The 17,503-nt window shown below is 56.4% G+C and carries 18 protein-coding genes; 5 read left to right on the plus strand and 13 right to left on the minus strand.

The features are described from left to right. Positions 1–2: 2 nt before the first annotated feature. The 8 genes from AC1Z1G_RS01370 to rffA form a co-directional block, all read right to left on the minus strand. Positions 3–434, minus strand: coding sequence for a GtrA family protein (locus AC1Z1G_RS01370; protein WP_483624244.1), 432 nt, complete (start codon positions 432–434; stop codon positions 3–5). After that, complete coding sequence (locus AC1Z1G_RS01375) at positions 427–1,350, minus strand: hypothetical protein (protein WP_483624245.1); 924 nt, start codon at positions 1,348–1,350, stop codon at positions 427–429. Before AC1Z1G_RS01375 ends, AC1Z1G_RS01370 begins: the two co-directional genes overlap by 8 nt. Next, positions 1,347–2,012, minus strand: a complete 666-nt coding sequence (locus AC1Z1G_RS01380) for an acetyltransferase (RefSeq protein ID WP_483624246.1) — start codon at positions 2,010–2,012, stop codon at positions 1,347–1,349. Before AC1Z1G_RS01380 ends, AC1Z1G_RS01375 begins: the two co-directional genes overlap by 4 nt. Further along, positions 2,009–2,644: a class I SAM-dependent methyltransferase gene (locus AC1Z1G_RS01385; RefSeq protein ID WP_483624248.1), complete on the minus strand. Its 636-nt coding sequence runs from the start codon at positions 2,642–2,644 to the stop codon at positions 2,009–2,011. The genes AC1Z1G_RS01380 and AC1Z1G_RS01385 overlap by 4 nt, the downstream gene beginning before the upstream one ends. Beyond that, on the minus strand, positions 2,631–3,554 hold the full coding sequence (locus AC1Z1G_RS01390) for a glycosyltransferase family 2 protein (protein WP_483624249.1): 924 nt from the start codon (positions 3,552–3,554) through the stop codon (positions 2,631–2,633). Before AC1Z1G_RS01390 ends, AC1Z1G_RS01385 begins: the two co-directional genes overlap by 14 nt. Further along, positions 3,551–4,243 carry a WbqC family protein gene (locus AC1Z1G_RS01395; protein ID WP_483624251.1) on the minus strand — a complete coding sequence of 231 codons (693 nt, stop codon included), beginning with the start codon at positions 4,241–4,243 and terminating at the stop codon, positions 3,551–3,553. Before AC1Z1G_RS01395 ends, AC1Z1G_RS01390 begins: the two co-directional genes overlap by 4 nt. A gap of 38 nt (positions 4,244–4,281) precedes the next feature. Continuing rightward, positions 4,282–5,745: a hypothetical protein gene (locus AC1Z1G_RS01400; protein WP_483624253.1), complete on the minus strand. Its 1,464-nt coding sequence runs from the start codon at positions 5,743–5,745 to the stop codon at positions 4,282–4,284. Positions 5,746–6,111: 366 nt separating this feature from the next. After that, positions 6,112–7,275: a dTDP-4-amino-4,6-dideoxygalactose transaminase gene (gene rffA / locus AC1Z1G_RS01405; RefSeq protein WP_483624254.1), complete on the minus strand. Its 1,164-nt coding sequence runs from the start codon at positions 7,273–7,275 to the stop codon at positions 6,112–6,114. Between the two features lie 326 nt (positions 7,276–7,601). On the opposite strand from rffA, the gene AC1Z1G_RS01410 reads away from it, so the two are divergent. After that, positions 7,602–8,828 carry a 3-hydroxyacyl-CoA dehydrogenase gene (locus AC1Z1G_RS01410; RefSeq protein WP_483624255.1) on the plus strand — a complete coding sequence of 409 codons (1,227 nt, stop codon included), beginning with the start codon at positions 7,602–7,604 and terminating at the stop codon, positions 8,826–8,828. A 30-nt stretch (positions 8,829–8,858) separates the two neighbouring features. Beyond that, positions 8,859–9,290, plus strand: a complete 432-nt coding sequence (locus tag AC1Z1G_RS01415) for an acyl-CoA thioesterase (RefSeq protein ID WP_483624256.1) — start codon at positions 8,859–8,861, stop codon at positions 9,288–9,290. 64 nt (positions 9,291–9,354) lie between these two features. On the opposite strand, the gene AC1Z1G_RS01420 is transcribed toward AC1Z1G_RS01415, so the two are convergent. The 4 genes from AC1Z1G_RS01420 to AC1Z1G_RS01435 form a co-directional block, all read right to left on the minus strand. Continuing rightward, complete coding sequence (locus AC1Z1G_RS01420) at positions 9,355–9,840, minus strand: glycine zipper domain-containing protein (RefSeq protein WP_483624257.1); 486 nt, start codon at positions 9,838–9,840, stop codon at positions 9,355–9,357. A gap of 355 nt (positions 9,841–10,195) precedes the next feature. After that, entirely contained in the window at positions 10,196–12,544 is a 2,349-nt protein-coding gene (locus AC1Z1G_RS01425; RefSeq protein WP_483624258.1) for an FdhF/YdeP family oxidoreductase, read from the minus strand. Then, positions 12,541–13,380: a formate dehydrogenase accessory sulfurtransferase FdhD gene (gene fdhD, locus AC1Z1G_RS01430; protein ID WP_483624260.1), complete on the minus strand. Its 840-nt coding sequence runs from the start codon at positions 13,378–13,380 to the stop codon at positions 12,541–12,543. The genes AC1Z1G_RS01425 and fdhD overlap by 4 nt, the downstream gene beginning before the upstream one ends. A 95-nt stretch (positions 13,381–13,475) precedes the next feature. Next, positions 13,476–14,363 carry a LysR family transcriptional regulator gene (locus AC1Z1G_RS01435; RefSeq protein ID WP_483624262.1) on the minus strand — a complete coding sequence of 296 codons (888 nt, stop codon included), beginning with the start codon at positions 14,361–14,363 and terminating at the stop codon, positions 13,476–13,478. A 137-nt stretch (positions 14,364–14,500) separates the two neighbouring features. Here AC1Z1G_RS01435 and lysM point away from each other — a divergent pair, with 137 nt between their 5' ends. Next, positions 14,501–14,941 (plus strand): peptidoglycan-binding protein LysM, encoded by a 441-nt coding sequence (gene lysM / locus AC1Z1G_RS01440; RefSeq protein ID WP_347903252.1) that lies wholly within the window; start codon positions 14,501–14,503, stop codon positions 14,939–14,941. Positions 14,942–15,073: 132 nt separating this feature from the next. Here the strand turns inward: lysM and yrfG are convergent, their stop codons facing one another. Beyond that, on the minus strand, positions 15,074–15,736 hold the full coding sequence (gene yrfG, locus AC1Z1G_RS01445; RefSeq protein WP_483624263.1) for a GMP/IMP nucleotidase: 663 nt from the start codon (positions 15,734–15,736) through the stop codon (positions 15,074–15,076). Between the two features lie 231 nt (positions 15,737–15,967). On the opposite strand from yrfG, the gene nudE reads away from it, so the two are divergent. Further along, a complete protein-coding gene (nudE, locus tag AC1Z1G_RS01450) occupies positions 15,968–16,534 on the plus strand; it encodes an ADP compounds hydrolase NudE (RefSeq protein ID WP_483624265.1) in 567 nt (188 codons plus the stop codon). Continuing rightward, positions 16,531–17,367 (plus strand): 3'(2'),5'-bisphosphate nucleotidase CysQ, encoded by an 837-nt coding sequence (gene cysQ / locus AC1Z1G_RS01455; RefSeq protein ID WP_483624266.1) that lies wholly within the window; start codon positions 16,531–16,533, stop codon positions 17,365–17,367. The genes nudE and cysQ overlap by 4 nt, the downstream gene beginning before the upstream one ends. Positions 17,368–17,503: the final 136 nt, after the last annotated feature.

Here is a 17,503-nt window from a genome sequence, read left to right on the forward strand (position 1 = left end):
GCCTATGCTTCGCCTCCCTGAGTCATTGACGATTTTGGAAATACGAAGAACTTGAACATCAGGAAAAGAAAACCGGCAACCGCGAATATCGACAGGGCTTGAACCCACTGATGCGGGTAAGCAAGATGGTCCACCATCACGATGAGAATGGATAAATTCAATAGGTAACCGAGGCTGTGGGCGAAGACATAGCGCGCCCCGGCACTCAGTAAATCTCCGTCGTGGGAGAAGGTCCACTTACGGTTACCAAAAAATCCGATAGTTGAACCGGCGGCATAGAGCAGGCTCATTGTTATTTTCGGAGTTCCGCCAGCATACGTAATCAGGAGATAAATCGAGTAACCGATTGAGTTGGTGAGAAGGCCGATAATGCCATAGCGCATGAGCTCCATGAATGATGCTCTATCAGGCAGTTTTGACAGTAGTTTACGCATGGGTCCACGCCGCCAAACCAAATCCGGATCTGCCATAACCGTTGCCGTTGTACAGCATATAGCGCTGGTCTTTGTGAACAAACACATAGGGATACTCGATCATCTCCGAGTCCCAGCCGTTCTCTGATACATCAATGCCGCAAGCGTCCAGAGCAAGCTGCCAGGACTGACCATCGGTACTACGCGCATATCCGATTCTGTAGGTCTCGCCCGAACCGCTGCGATAGGAGAACCACATTTCAAAACCGGTTTCCAGGGAGCCTATGACCGTTGGTCTTGAGAAGGCTTGTGCCTTTCCTATGACGTAGGGCACAGCCAATCCTTGTCGAGCCCACTGATGTCCGTCACGTGAAAATGCGTAGTTCAACGTGTGCAGCATTTCTCCATTACCGGCATCCCAGTTTGCGGTTGTCCCGTACCACATGTCGTAGCCGCCACTGGGACTCTGCATTACCCATGGATAAGAAAGGCTGATGGGGTCTGTGCTGTCAGCTCCCATGAAAGGTACATGACTCTCCAGTTTCAGGGTCAGGTCGGGATTGACGATCAGTCGACCTATATCACCACGCCAGTGGCCACCTGCAGGGTTTTGCCAGCCCATGAAGAGCATGTAACGTACGCCATCGACGTCATAGCAATTGCCGATGCTCACGCCATCTGCAAAAAAGCTGCCTTCGGCACCATGTTCGAACATGGGTTCGTGGTGCTCATGGATAACCTGGCGAGTAACGATATTAATATCGACCGCCCCGACAGATGAACGGCTCTCGCTGTCCCTGCCGCTGTAGTAGACCCGATAAATATCGTCCTCAAGCAGAATCGGCAAGGGGTTGGCGACGTGAGTCACAAGCTTGGGGTGCCGACCAGCACTGGAAGGGCAGTAAAGCAGCCCCAGTTTCTCCCAATGAGCAGTCATATTTTCCTCAGTCGGGTGCTGGGTACTTTGGAGCGTTCGGTTGCAGGACCAATGTACAGACCTTCAGGCTCAGCATCGGACAGCAGCAGCGCACCAGCACCGATGACGCATCGTTCACCTACTTTAATGTGATCACGCAGTGTTGCATTGACCCCAATGAAACACTGTTCGCCAATTTCCACGCCTCCAGAAACCACCACATGGGAGGCAATGAAAACGTGGTCCTTGATGGTGGAGTGGTGGCCAATGTGGTTGCCGCTCCAAAGCGTCACGTTGTTGCCAAGGGTGACAAATGGCTGAAGGGTGTTGTCTTCGAGAATGAAGCAGTTCTCTCCGATTAATCCATCATTGAGGACCGTGGCGTGAGAACTGATGAAGTTTGCAAACCGGTATCCCAAGGCCTTGCCGGCAAGGTATTTGTCTTTGCGTACCGCATTGAGCTTCGAATAACTGAGTGCAACAAACAACTCGCAGTTATCGGGCGGGTAGTGTGTGGCCAGCTCCTCGAAGGCGAACACAGGAAGTCCGCAAAAAACGGTTTCAGTCAAATAAGCAGCATCAACAGAAAATGCGACGACTTGGTAGTCTGAGTCCGACGTGAAGTAGTAATGGGCGAGCTGTGCAATATCGCCGGCACCGAAAATAACCAGAGGTTTTTTCATGGCTGTTTTCTCACCAGGACAGTGAACTCGTAGAGGTCATAGTCATGAAGCAGCGCTACATTGCGCGAGTAGCGACGTTTGCAAAGATCGAACAGCATGCAGGGGTCCGCGTAGTAAAGATAATCACGCATCTTGTCGGCATCAGAGTAAGACGTCAGGCAGTTGAACGCGAATCCGAGGCGGCTGGTCTTGTCCAGCGTATCCAGGACGCCTTCGATATAGGTCAGCCACTCTGCGTCGGTTCTCCCCAGTCGAACATTGAAAATGCCGCTGGCGACGCCGTAGTCAGCGAGTTGTAGCGGCTCGCTACCGACATGAAACTGCACGTGGGCTACATCTTTGTAGCGTAACTTTGCCGCGGTGATCATGTCCTCGGATACATCGATTCCGTCATAGGAAAACGTGCTGTGCCGTGCCTGCAAGAAGTCGTAGAACGCACCGTAACCACAGCCGATGTCGTTGACCGAAAAGGGCGTTTGGCTGCTGATGATGGTGTCGAGTTGGGCAAATCGCAGGTACTGCCCGTCTTTGCCATTCCAGTCGACCCCTTGAGGGGTCTCGCCGTGCTGCGCCAGCTTTGAGGAGTAGTACTCTGCCACCTCGGACAACAGTTCGGTTTTATCGCTTTCCATGAACTTGCCTCACGATGGTGTAGGGGCGCTGTTTGGTCTCGGAGAATATCTTCGACAAGTAGATACCCACCACACCGATGAAGGAAATGATCATTCCACCCAGAAGCCAGATGGACGCCATGACCGAGGTCCACCCGTCCACCGGTGTGGCGAGAGTCAGCTTAATGATCAGCAGGTAAGAAATGTAAACGCACGACAAGAGTGAAATCATCAGGCCAATGTAAAAAATGCCAATCAACGGTGCATTGCTGAATGAAGTCACGGAATTGACCAGCAATGACATTTTCCTGCGCAGGGTATAGGTCGTTTCGCTGGTACTGTGCTTCTTGATTGTGATTGGATTTTGCGTGAATCCGGTGATGTACCACAGGCCTGCCATGAATACTTCACGCTCCTTATGGCACAGCAACGCATCCACATAGCGCCGGGTCATCAAGCGTGCGGTCACGATGTTCTCGGGGAGGTTCATGCCCGTGAGCAACTTGAACAGACCATAGAACCAGCGCCCGCTGATTCGTTCGAGGAATTTCCCCTTGCGGCGCTCCTGTACGCCATAGACCACATCACTTCCGTCTTTTTCCATCTGCTGTGCAAAGACGGCCAGCCATTCAGGTTCTTCTTCCAGATCGCTGTCGATCAGAAAAACATGTTCGCCGGTGGCGTGGGACAGGCCAGTCATCATTGCCTTGTGATGGCCGAAATTTCGGGACAGGTCGACGACCAGAACATGATTGTCATGCTCGGTTAATTGCACCGCGATCTCGAGGCTGTTATCGGGCGATCCGTCGTTTACCAGGACGATTTCGTAATCATCCCCCACCCATTCTTGAGCGGCTGCGCTGGCCCGTCGATGAAACTCGGCGAGGTGAATCGCTGATTGATAAAGCGTCGCAACAATTGAAAGTTTCATGGGCGTATGAATTTCATGTAGTGAGGTGTTTCTTTTCCGCAGTTGAACAGCAGGTCAAGAATGCTGACGTTGTGGGAGAAATCGCCCCAGAGTTGCGGGTATTCAGGGTAGCTTGAGTAGTCGAACCAGCTTAGCTCAACGCCTCGGTCGGAAAACACATCGGCCTCGACATAGTCACGGGCCGCCGGGCCTGAAATGTACTCGGTGGCGCCTGCTTGCACACACAGATCAGCCAGACGTTCGGTCTTTCCGTCGCTTAAGGTGTAATCCGAGGAGTTGCTGATGACCGTGATGATCCCGAGGTACTTGCAGATACGCTCAAGAAAGGCCCGGTTCAGTTCGGATAATCGTGTGTAAGACCCAAGATAGAGCGGTTCAAGCCATGCCGAGACTTCTTCGAAACAAGGCGTGCGGCGGTAATTTTGCTGTAATGACTTCCAGTGCACGGCGGCCCAGTCCGAACCTTCGATTTCAGTTTCGAAAATCGTCTGATGGTACTTACCCTTGACCTTGACGGGCACGGTCAGCCATTGCAGACCTTGCGGTGTTTTGATCTGGTTACGGTTGCGCCAGTCACGCCGAGTGTATTGCATGTCATCGTAGAGAATAAATTCATCGACGGCGGCAATCATGTCGAAATACCCTTTCCAGGGTATGTAGTTGGATTGCACGATAGCAATTTTCTTCATTTCGTTCAGGCGCCTCTTAAATGAATAAAATGCACAGTCTATAAGTCATTGAAATTTACACAGCAATAACCCATGTCATTACTTTTTTGAGCCTTGCGAAACTCATTGGGTATCCATTCGCAGCGCGTAATAATTCCAGGGCTCTCGAGGTTTCTTAAAAATGGCAGCAAGCGACCGTGTGTCAGGTCGCCGCCGTAGCCAATTTCAGAGACGTACAGTACATGTATGGGCTTTTTCTCTTTGAGAAAAGCAAAGTATGTCATGTGGTCAAGCACCATGTTTCCGGCGTTTCCAGGTGTCAATCCGCAGGAAGCACCCAGTTCCTTGATAGACTTCAGGTGTGATGGCGTATCAAAAACCGGAATGGATAAGGGCTGTCCAGGCAGAGTTGCCGTTTTGGACGATGAATTTTTTATTGTGGCTGGGGTGACTGAAAGCAAAAACACTGTCATTGATGTGATGGAAACTATGGATATAACCGAATAGCCGATGGCCCAGCGTCTGTAGGATTTAGACGTGTCAATGTTCTGAAGTAGTAAAGCAGTCAGGAGGATTGAAAGTGGAACGAATTGAACGCCGGAGTAAAAGTTTTGAACGTTAAAGAATGCAGCGTTCAAGATGTCGGCAGCCGCCAATAGAGCCGCCATAATAATGGGGACTGAAAATTTCCTTTTTACTATTTGAATAGTGAAAGCCAGGAGGCTGGCAAGGTGTACACCAACGATGAGGACATAGAAGCCGTATTTTATCAAAAGGTTGATTAATGATGTAAAGCCCGTGCTTTCTTCTACAGGAGGGAGCCAGCCCGATTGCGAGGTTGCATTAAAAGTAAGGTGTCGTAATAAACGTTCTGGGAAATTGATGAGATTTTGATAGGCTGCGTCAATGAACTCGGTCGGTGCAGAGAAAAGCATTTTTGGCAAAAGTGTGTTAGCGGCCAGTATTGACTGTATCGCGGGTGCATCTGTGCACGCGGCAATTGCGTTTGATTCGTGGAGCACTTGAGCAAACAGAATGACGGCGTATGAAAGCAGCGCAAGTCTAACCAGTTTGTGATACGAGGCAGTTGTGAACCACAGGGCAGCCAGTATGAACGGCAGGAAAAACAGGCTTTTGGGATGCACATAGAAAAAACACGATAACGTGACTATAAACAGCAGCAGCCCTGCACACTGGAGTCCTGCTGATTTCACCTCTTTAAAGTAGAGTGCTGTGACACAGAAAATCAAAAGAGGTAACGTCAGGAATTGCTCTGAGCGCGAGAGTATCCATAAGTACGGCATGATACCTAATGCAGAAAGCCCAACAAGCCCCGCCAGCCTTTGAATCGCAGTAGCTTTATCGCTTGTTTGCTTAAGACACCAGAATGCAAGTAAGGCGAACCATATCAGTGCTAACACTATCCCACTCACCCTGATTCCGAGCGGTGAAAGATTTGCGTAGACTGTCGATATTAATAATGCTGCAGGGTAGAAAACCAGAGAGACTGCACGGTCAGACATCGTTGTGCACTGTGGATAAAACGAAACCAGATTATGACCTTCCAGGAAAAATCTGGAGACGCTCCACTTGGAGACAACTTCATCAGAGTAAATGGGAACGAAGACGCCACTGACTAAAAGACAAAGAAACAAGCTGATTACGATCAGTGGTAGCTTTCTTGTTATTGCGGAATTCATGTTGACGGCCTTGTGTGTCGAAAAACAGTATCGTTGCATTGGGTTTGCTTGTTTTTATACTAGAGCTACTGCTTCGATCCCCAAGGTAAAAAGGGTTTTTCCAACATGCATGGGTATCTCCCTTCATGTTGACTTTGAGGCGGACCGTTGTCAGGCGGTCGCGATCTTAAAATCGCCCCGATAACAGGGCTAAAGGGGCGCTGATTTCGCAGCTTGGTTTATCGACTCCACCAGGCAGTCTACAACCCTGTCCTGTTGCGACTCGGTCAACCCTACCCATAAGGGCAGCCTGATTAGTTGTTCAGACTGTTGGTGGGTGACCTTCAGTGTTCCATGTGTCCGTCCATAACGTTGTCCTGCGGGTGAGGAGTGTAACGGTACATAATGGAACACTGCGTCAATGGCATTTTTCTTTAAGGTGCTTAATACCGCATGACGATCTATATCCGGGTTTAACAAGACATAATACATGTGCGCGTTGTGTTGGCATTCTTCTGGAACTATTGGTCGACGTAAGACACCCTCGCTTTCGAGGGGGGCAAGCAGTTCATGATAATACTGCCAACTTGCGAGGCGCCGTGACGTAATAGTTTGTGCTTCCTGCAACTGTGCCCAAAGAAATGCGGCAATCAGTTCGCCAGGCAAGAAAGAAGAGCCTACTTCCTGCCAGGTGTATTTATCGACTTCCCCTCGGAAAAACCGGCTGCGATCAGTTCCTTTTTCCCGGATGATTTCAGCACGCAAGGCCAGAGATGCATCGTTGACCAATAACGCCCCACCCTCACCGGAAATCACATTTTTGGTTTCATGAAAGCTGAAGGCACCTATATCGCCAATGCTCCCCAATGCCCGGCCTTTATAACTTGCCATCACCCCTTGGGCGGCATCTTCTACGACTTTCAGGTTATGACGGCGAGCAATTTCCAGAAGGGTGTCCATTTCACATGCCACCCCGGCGTAATGGACAGGAACAATGGCTCTGGTTCTGTGGGTAATGGCAGATTCAACCAGCCGTTCGTCAAGGTTCAGTGTGTCTTCCCGGACATCTACGAATACGGGGACTGCACCGCGTAACACAAACGCGTTAGCCGTGGAGACAAAGGTATAAGACGGCATGATGACTTCGTCACCAGGCTGGATATCCAGCAGTAACGCCGCCATTTCAAGTGCAGCGGTACATGAGTGAGTAAGGAGCGCTTTTACCGAACCTGTTTTTTCTTCAAGCCATCGGTGGCAATGCTTGGTGAACGGACCATCTCCGGCGAGTGCATTTCCGAGTTTCGCTTGTTCGATGTAGAAAAACTCTTGACCTGTCATGTAAGGCCGATTGAACGGGATTTTTCCGATGCTCAAGTCACGTCTCCAAGCCTGGAAGATTCTGCATTGAAGTCAATGTGCAGGTCTTTGCTTTAATTTTCGTGTTCTGCCAAGCGAAGTTTTGAATGAAAAGGCCGGTTCACATGGGTTCGCTCGCAGGTATTTACGGCTGCGCCGATCATAGCCTAACCCCCCGTTGAAACCCACATTCATGCTTCTCGGAACGGCTGAGAGACCCCCTGTGCGACGATGTTTATCAATCCATCCGCTGAATGGCACTCATCACGGTAATAAATTTCAAAAATGTGCGGTGGCTGACTATGGTGAACCCTGTCTTTGGATCGCCAACAAGAGAGCAAACAATGAGCCAGACACCGTTCGACATTCAGCGTGCCGCCGTGATTGGCGCGGGGACCATGGGCCGGGGCATCGTGATGTGCCTGGCCAACGCCGGGGTGCCCGTGCAGTGGGTCGACAACAATGCGCAGATGCTCGAACAAGCCCTGATCGCCGTCGCCGACACCTATGCACACAACGTGCGCCAGGGGCGGATTGATCAGGCGCAGGCCGACGCACGCATTGCCCGAGTGACGATCGCGGCGGATTACCGCGCCATCCGCGAGGTCGACCTGGTGATCGAGGCGGTTTACGAAAACCTTGAACTCAAACAGAAAATCTTCCGCGAGCTGGACGGCGTGATCAAGCCAGAGGCGATTCTGGCCAGTAACACCTCGGCCCTGGACATCGACGCCATCGCTGCTGCCACGCATCGACCGAAACAGGTGCTGGGCCTGCACTTCTTCAGCCCGGCGCACATCATGCGGCTGCTGGAAATCATTCGCGGCGCCCAAACGGCACCGGCAGTGCTCAAGGCTGCACTGGAACTGGGCCAGCGTATGAGCAAGGTCAGCGTGGTGTCGGGCAATTGCCATGGGTTCATCGGTAACCGGATGCTGCATCCCTACGTGCTGGAGGCCCGCAAGATGTTGCTTGAAGGCGCTTATCCACAACAGGTCGATGCAGCACTGCAAGGTTTCGGGTTCGCCATGGGACCGTTTCGCATGTACGACGTGGTTGGCATCGACCTGGAATGGCGTGCCAGGGAATTGGCGGGCACCGGGCAGGATGCGCCAGAGGTGCAAATCGACAATCGTTTGTGTGAGCTTGGCCGTTTTGGCCAGAAGAGTGGTAAGGGTTACTACCATTACGAACCGGGTAGCCGACAGGCCGAGCACGACGTCGAGGTGGACGCGTTGGTGTTGCGGGTGAGCGGGCAGCTCGGCTATCAGCGCCGGGACGTTGGCCCTGAAGAGATTCTTGAGCGCTGTGTGCTGGCGTTGGTCAATGAGGGCGCGAAGATCCTGCAGGAAGGCATCGCCGAGTCGGCTCATGACATTGATCTGGTCTACCTCCATGGCTACGGCTTCCCGGCCGACAAGGGCGGGCCGATGGCCTGGGCGGATCAGCAAGGGTTGGCGGCGATCCATGAGCGTTTGGTGCAGTTGGAGACCAAACAGGGCGATCACTGGCAGCCAGCCCGGCTTATCAGCGAGCTGGCGGCGGTGGGTAAAGGTTTTGCGGACCGGTAGACTCGCGTCACCCTCACACAGGAACCTCCCATGACCGACCGCATGCCGCAACGCGCCGATTACGTGCATTTCCAGCCCATCACCACTCGCTGGCACGACAACGATGTCTACGGTCACGTGAACAACGTGACCTATTACAGCTTCTTCGACACGGCGGTAAACACTTACCTGATCGAAGTCGGTGGCCTGGATATTCACGACGGTGACGTGGTGGGTTTCGTGGTGAGTTCGGCGTGCGACTATTTTGCGTCGATTGCCTTCCCCGAGCGCATCGAGATCGGGTTGCGGGTGGGCAAGCTGGGCAACAGCTCAGTGCAGTATGAGCTGGCCGTGTTCAAGTCTGGGGAAGCAGACGCCTGCGCGGCGGGGCGTTTTGTGCATGTGTTCGTTGACCGGACGTCGAATCAGCCGGTAGTCATTCCGACCGGGTTGCGCGAGGCGTTGGAACGGTTGGTGGTGTGAAAAAAAATCGCAGCTTGAGGGCTGCGATTTTCTTTGGGTATCTTTTCGTGACGTTACTGAACGCTTAGTCGCGATCACGATAGTAGTGGTGTTTGCGGTGCCCGTAGGCATGGCCGCGACCACGGTGGTCATCGCGGTAGTAGCGGCGATCATCACGTCCACGGTTGCTGTAGCGCCGATCTTCATCGTCGCTCTTGTTACCCATGTAGTTGCCGAGTGCGCCACCCGCGCCACCGCCGGCGGCTGCGCCGATCAGGCTGCCGTTACGGCCGCCAACGCTGCGCCCGACCACGTTACCGCCCGCTGCACCGAGTGCACCACCGATGGCGGCTTCGCCACGGCTGCGTTTGTCGGCGCCGACCGCACTGCCGCCTGCGCCGCCCAGTGCCGCGCCGATGGTCGAGCCGGTGTTGCCGCCCAGCGACTGACCCACCACCGAGCCTAGAACCCCGCCCAATGCGCCGCCCACACCTGCTTCGGTGGTGCCTCCGGCAGAAGCGAAGCCACTGACCAGGCCAAGGGACAACAAGAGAATCGAGGAGAACTTCATAGATGAGCCTCAAAGGGATGACGACGCGATCCTGAGGCTGTGTCGTGTCGGTTACAATCGAAATCCGACGAGTAACACGACGTGTACACAATTCACTAAGTTATTGTTTTTTAGGTGGAACTTAATGATTTTTCGCCGGTCTTTAGCTACTGGTAACAGGCCGCTTTTATGCAAAAGCGGCCTTTTTTGTGGGCGATTGAAAAGTGCGGGGGGGGCGGAAATCCTGTTGGGTGCCCCACCGCTTTCGCAAGCAAGCCCGCACACAGTAGATCTTGGGCGCACACAAAATGTGGGTTCGCTATAGATCTACTGTGGGAGCGGGCTTGCTCGCGAAGAGGCCAGACCAGGCGCCGTGTCAGGCCGACTTGGCCATGATCAACCCGGTTTCGCTCGCGGCTTCCAGGCGGATCGCCACGAACTTGGAGGTCGGCGTGTGGCTGCCGTCACCGGTGCTTTCCAATGGCACCAGCGGGTTCACTTCCGGGTAGTACGCGGCGGCTTGCCCGGCCGGGATGTCGAAGGCCAGCAGGGTGAAGCCCTTGACCCGACGTTCGCGGCCATCGTCCCAGATCGACACGATGTCGGCTTTTTGTCCGGGCTTGAAGCCCAGTCGAATAATGTCCGCTTCATTGACGAACAACACGTCACGCTGGCCTTTTACCCCGCGATAGCGGTCATCGAGGCCGTAAATGGTGGTGTTGTACTGATCGTGCGAGCGCATCGACTGCATGATCAGGTCCGGCAATTGCCCGGTGGCGCGGGTGCGCTCATGGACCAGGTCGGCCGGCAGGATGTTCGGGCGGAAGTTGGCCCGACCGGACGGGGTGTTCCAGCGCCGCGCGCCTGCGCTGTTGCCCAGGTAGAAACCACCCGGGTTCTCGATCTTCTGGTTGAAGTCCTTGAAGCCTGGAATGGTGTCGGCAATCAGCTCGCGGATGCGGCTGTAATCGGCCACCACCCAGTTCCAGTCGACAGGCTTGGCGCCCAGGGTGGCGGCGGCGATGCCGGCGACGATCCAGGGCTCGGAGCGCATGTGTTTCGACAGCGGTTGCAGTTGGCCGTTGGAGGCGTGGACCATGCTGAAGGAGTCTTCCACGGTCACCGCTTGCGCGCCTTCGGTTTGCAGGTCGATGTCGGTGCGGCCCAGGCACGGCAGGATCAGCGCTTCTTTACCGTGGGCCAGATGGCTGCGGTTGAGTTTGGTGCTGATCTGCACGGTGAGGTCGCAGTTGCTCAGGGCCTGGAAGGTCCGTGGGCTGTCGGGCGTGGCCTGGGCGAAGTTGCCGCCCAGCCCGATGAAGACTTTGGAGCGGCCTTCAGCCATCGCGTGAATGGCTTCGACCACGTTGTGACCGTTCTCACGGGGGACCTTGAACTGGAAGCGACGCTCCAGCGCATCGAGGAAGAACACCGGTGGGCGTTCGTTGATGCCCATGGTCCGGTCGCCCTGCACGTTACTGTGGCCACGCACCGGGCACAGGCCAGCGCCCGGTCGGCCGATGTTGCCGCGCAGCAGCATCAGGTTGGCGATTTCCTGGATGGTCGGCACCGAGTGCCGGTGCTGGGTGATGCCCATCGCCCAGCACATGATCACATTCTTGCCCTTGGCGTACATGCGCGCCGCTTGTTCAATTTCTTCAAGCGTCAGCCCGGACTGTTCGACGATCTGCTCCCACGGGGTGTCGTCGATGCTGCCCAGGTAGTCGAGCACGCTGGCGGTGTGTTCGTTGAGGAAGTCGTGGTCGAACACCGACGGCGCGCCGGTTTGTTGCGCCTCGCGCTCCCATTGCAGCAGGAACTTGGCCATGCCGCGTAGCAGCGCCATGTCGCCGCCCAAGGCTGGGCGGAAGTAGGCGGTGTTGGTCGGACGGTCACCGTTGGTGAGCATTTCGAGCGGGTGTTGCGGGTGCTGGAAACGTTCCAGGCCGCGCTCCTTGAGCGGGTTGACACACACCACCTGGGCGCCGCGTTTGACCGCTTCACGCAGCGGTTCAAGCATCCGCGGGTGGTTGGTGCCGGGGTTCTGGCCCCAGACAAAAATCGCGTCCGCGTGTTCGAAGTCGTCGAAGGTCACGGTGCCTTTGCCGACGCCGACACTTTGCGCCAGGGCTACACCGCTGGCCTCGTGGCACATGTTCGAGCAATCGGGGAAGTTGTTGGTGCCGTAGGCGCGCACGAACAGTTGATACAGGTACGCGGCTTCGTTACTGGCCCGGCCCGAGGTGTAGAACTCGGCTTGATCGGGGCTCGACAGGTTCAGCAGGTGTTTGCCGATCAACGCGAAGGCCGCTTCCCAACTGATGGGGGTGTAGCGGTCGGTCTCGGCGTTGTAGCTCATGGGCTCGGTGAGACGGCCCTGATATTCAAGCCAGTAGTCGCTCTGCTCCAGCAGCGAGGTAACGCTGTGCTTGGCGAAGAACGCGGCATCGACACGGCGTTTGGTGGCTTCCCAGTTGACCGCTTTGGCGCCGTTCTCGCAGAACTTGACCATGCCGCTTTCCGGCGAGTCGCCCCAGGCGCAGCCCGGGCAGTCGAAACCGCCGTTCTGGTTGGTCTTGAGCATCATGCGGATGTTTTTCAGCGCGTTGTCGCTGGTCAGCCACGCCTGGGCGACGCTGATCAGTGCGCCCCAGCCACCGGCCGGGCCCTTGTAGGGTTTGTAGCGCGGTGTGGGTGTCTGGTCGGCTTGATGATGAGTGCTCACGCTTGATTCTCCATCGCAGGGCTATAGACCCGCGGCGCACTTTTCTGCGGCAGGTGGATGAGATTGAGGTTGTGCCGGCGGGCCCATTGCAGGGCCAGGCCGGTGGGCGACGACAGGCTGACAAGGGTCTGGATGCCTGCGCGCAGAACTTTCTGGATCAGCTCCAGGCTGCAACGGCTGGTGACAATGGCCAGGCCGCCTGCGGTCGGAATGTTCTGGCGGATCAGGGCACCGATCAGCTTGTCGAGGGCGTTGTGCCGGCCGATGTCTTCACGGCCCAGCAGCAACTCGCCCCGATTATTCATGAACACCGCCGCATGCACGGCGCCGCAATGCTGGCCCAGCGGCTGGAACTCGCTGATGCGCTGGCGCAGGCCTTCCAGCCATTCGGCCGGTGGCAGTGGCGCGCCGGGCAACACCTTGAGGTCAGGCAATGCCTGTTCGACCGCTTCGACGCCGCAGAGCCCGCAACCGCTGGTGCCGGCCAGTTGGCGGCGTTGCTGCTTGAGGTTCCAGAACGCGCGGCTGGCGATTTGCACTTGGGCGTATTGCGCTGACCCTGCACCGCTCAGTTGCAGGTCATAGATGTCGGAGGCGTCGCTGATGATTCCGCTGCCGAGGCTGAAGCCGACAATAAAGTCTTCAAGGTCGGTCGGGGTGACCAGCATCACAGCCTGGCTGATGCCGTTGTAGGCGATGGCCAGCGCCACTTCCTCAGCGAGTGCCGTGGTGGTGGATTCGCTGTGGTCGAGGTTGCAATACTGGTAGTTCTGGCTGGCGGCGGGCGCGGACGTTTCCACGGCAGGCACCGGGCAGACCGGGCGCTTGGCGTTCATGGGGGCAATACCGGCGGACTAATCAGGTTTAAGACTAGGCGCGGCACTGTGTCACGTCTAATCGCTAATACTGATCTACCGATAGATGACGTCGATCAAGAAGCGATCAGTGATTTCTGATACAGCGCAAAGCACGCCTCAGCCAATGCCGAGCGGGGTGCGCTGCGGCGCATGATCAGCCCCAGGCGACCCAGCGTCTGTGCGTTTTCAATCGGTTGCAGGCGCAGGTGCTCGGTCAGTGATTCGAGCCCACCCTCCAGCGGCATCACGGCGCAGCACAGGCCACCGTGCACGGCTTGTAACAATTGATGGACTGCGTCGGTCTGCAACAGGGGTTTTGGGTTGAGGCCGCGGCTATGGAAGTTGTGGTCGATGGACTGGCGAAAGTGCATGCCGCTGGTGAGCATGCCCAGCGGCAGTTCGGTCAGCGCTTCCCAGCTCAGGGGGGTATCAGCGAAGCTGTAAAAGCGCTGGTCGTAGAGCAGGCCCATGCGGGTTTCGCTGAAGGCCAGGGAGTCGAAGCGTTCGTTGTCCAGGCGCTCGAGGTAGGACACGCCGAGGTCCAGGCGATTGCTCGCCAGTTGTTCGAGGATCTGCTCGGAACTCAACGCCGAGAGTTCGAACGTCAGGTTCGGGTGGTCGGTGTGCAACTGTTGCATCAACGGCAAGGGGTCGAAGCTCGACAGCGGCACCACGCCGAGGCGCAAGGTCCCGACCAGGTTGCCGCGACAGGCAGCGGCCTCGGCCTGTAAGCCGTCGTAGGCCGCCAGTACCGTGCGCGCCCAGGCCAGTACACGCTCGCCGGGGGCGGTGAAGCCTTCGAAACGCTGGCCTCGATTGACCAGTGGCAGTTCGAGTTCTTCCTCAAGGCTGCGCAGGCGCATGGACAAGGTGGGCTGCGTGATGTGGCAGCGTGCCGCGGCCTGGCCAAAGTGTCGGGTTTCGTCCAGGGCGATGAGGAATTTCAGCTGTTTGATGTCCATCGTCGCTCCGGGCGGGTGGCAGGGTGGGGATTCTAGCGCCCGCGTGCGGGCGTAGTCATTGGTCGGTTGGGAACCGTGTCCGATGGTGTTGGTCTAGTCTTTCGCGACCGGACCTTTAAACCCAAGGAGTGTGCACCATGAGTCTTTTTAGTTTTGTGAAAGAAGCAGGCGAAAAACTGATCGATTTGCTGACGCCGGGTAACGCCAATGCCAGCGAGCAGTTGAAGGACCACATTGCCAAGGTCGGTTTGGGTAACCCCAACATCAAGGCCACGGTAGACGGTGACAAGGTAATTGTTACCGGTGAAGTCGCCAGCCAGGAAGAGAAGGAAAAAATCCTGCTGGCCGTGGGCAATATCGCCGGTGTCGGCAGCGTGGACGATCAGATCACCGTGACCGGCCCGGTGGCGAAGGCTGCCGTGTTTGTGACCGTCGTGAAGGGCGATACCCTGAGCGCGATTTCCCTGCGTGTGTATGGCGATGCCAACAAGTATCAAAAAATCTTCGAGGCCAACAAACCAATGCTCAAGGATGTAAACAAGATTTATCCGGGGCAGTCGCTGCGGATTCCTGAGTAATGTAAGACTTGCTCCCGTTCGGCTGCGTGGCAGTCGTAAACCGGTTGATGCGTTCTGTCTGAAGGTATGCGGATATCGATTTAAGGCCGCTTTGCGGCCCAGCGGGAGCAAGCTCCCTCGCCACAATTGACTCTAGAGCCCTGCAATCAACTCGCGATAATCCCCTACTGCCGCAAACTCGGCGGTGTCTTTGGGGACCTGACGGCTGTCCGGTTGGCTCACCGCCAACAAATGTGCGACACCAAAGTCTCGTGCGCTGCGCAGGATCGGCAAGGTGTCGTCGATGAACAGGCTGCGTGCCGGGTCGAAACCGATGTCGGCTTGCAAGGCGTCCCAGAACTGCGGGTTTTCCTTGGCGAAGCCGTAATCGTGGGAACTGATCAATCGCTCGAAGTAGGGCGCCAGCTCGACTCTCTCCAGCTTCAGCGACAGCGAATCGCGGTGGGCGTTGGTGATCAGCACCACACGTTTACCGGCCTGTTTGATCGCCGCCAGAAAGGTATCGGCATCCGGGCGCAACGCAATCAGGTGAGCGGTTTCCAGCTTCAGGTCCCGCACCGGCAGCTTCAACTCGGCGCTCCAGAAGTCCAGGCAATACCACTGCAACTGGCCGGCATTGCGCTCGAACAACGGCTGCAGTTCCAGCTCGGCCATTGCCCGGCTGATGCCATGCAGTTCGGCGTAGCGTTGGGGCAGGTGCTCCATCCAGAAGTGGTTGTCGTAGTGCAGGTCCAGCAGGGTGCCGTCCATATCCAGCAGAACGGTGTCGATGTTGCGCCAGGGCAGTGACAGCATTGAAAACTTCTCCAGCGGTAAAAGATGTCCGACATAAACAATCAAGAAAGCCACGGTTACAGGCTGATTTGAAAGCGTAGCGAGCGAAGAGAGCGCAAGGAAAAATGGCGAGGACGGGGGAGTTTACGAGTTGTAAATGCCCCGTCCGAGCCGTTTCTTGACGTTGCAATCTTGAGCGCAGCAGCTTTCAAACAGCCTGTATAGTAACCCGCAATCGCCAAGGAGCCTTCTATGCGCCAGAAACCCACTGTACTCGTCCGCGAGATCGTCGCCACCACTCGTCTTTTTTGTGTTGAAGAGCTGCAACTGCGCTTTTCCAATGGCGTGGAGCGCACGTACGAGCGGCTGATCAGTAAAGGCGTTGGCTATGGCGCAGTGATGATCGTGGCGATGATCGATGATGACCACGCCGTGCTTGTCGAAGAGTACTGCGGCGGTACGGATGCTTATGAGCTGTCCCTGCCCAAGGGCTTGATCGAGCCGGGCGAGGATGTCCTGGCCGCCGCCGAGCGCGAGCTCAAGGAAGAAGCGGGTTTTGGCGCGCATCAGTTGGAGCACCTGACCGAGTTGTCGTTGTCGCCGGGTTACATGAGCCAGCGGATTCAAGTGGTCCTGGCAACCGAATTGTACGAGGAACGGCTTGAAGGCGATGAGCCGGAGCCGATGCGGGTCGACCGGGTCAACCTGCGAGAGCTCTCGGCGTTGGCGCAGAACCCGCAGTTCAGTGAAGGGCGTGCCTTGGCGGCGTTGTACCTGGCCCGCGATGTGCTGACCGAGCGCGGGGTATTTTTGCCATGATCAATTTTCCACAGGTTCATCCGTTGCTGGCCCCGGTGGTCGAGTTGGCGCTCAAGGCCGGCGAGGTCATTCTGCCGTTCTGGCGCTCAGGCGTGGCGGTGACGGCCAAGTCTGACGATTCACCGGTCACGGCGGCGGACCTGGCGGCCCATCACTTGATCCTGGCCGGTTTGACGGCGCTGGACCCAAGCATTCCGGTGCTGTCCGAAGAGGACGCGAACATCGCGCAGGACGTGCGCAGCCGCTGGCAGCGCTGGTGGCTGGTGGACCCGCTCGATGGCACCAAGGAATTCATTTCTGGCAGCGAAGAATTCACCGTCAACATCGCGTTGATCGAACAGGGGCGCGTGGTGTTTGGCGTGGTGTCGATGCCGACTAACGGCCGCTGCTATTTCGGCGGCGCCGGGCTTGGCGCGTGGCGTGCCGACATGGGTGAAACGCCGCAGCCGATCCACGTGCGTGAGGCGCCAGGCGCAGGCGAAGCTTTCACCGTGGTTGCCAGCCGTCGGCATTCAAGCCCTGAGCAAGAGCGTTTGCTGGCCGGTTTGAGCGACAGCCTGGGTGAGCTGCAACTGGCCAACATCGGCAGTTCGCTGAAGTTCTGCCTGCTGGCCGAAGGCGCAGCGGATTGCTACCCACGACTGGCGCCCACCTCTCAATGGGACACCGCTGCCGCTCAAGGTGTGCTGGAAGGCGCGGGTGGCGAGGTGCTGGAGTTGAGTGGCGTGCCGTTCAGCTATCCGGCACGTGAATCGCTGCGTAATTCGTTTTTCCTGGCACTTCCGGCCAAGGCTGCCTGGCGGGAGAAGTTGTTGGCGCTGGCCCGGGGTTGATGGGCTGATCCAGAACTGCCGCCCTCACCCTCTCCCGGAGGGTGAGGTATTTGGGTTCCCTGTATCGACCTGAGACATCCAGTAGAACTCAGATTTTGAACAGCATGAAGATCGGCTCCCTCTCCCCTCTGGGGTG

It is taken from the genome of Pseudomonas sp. JL27(2026) (genome assembly GCF_056933555.1).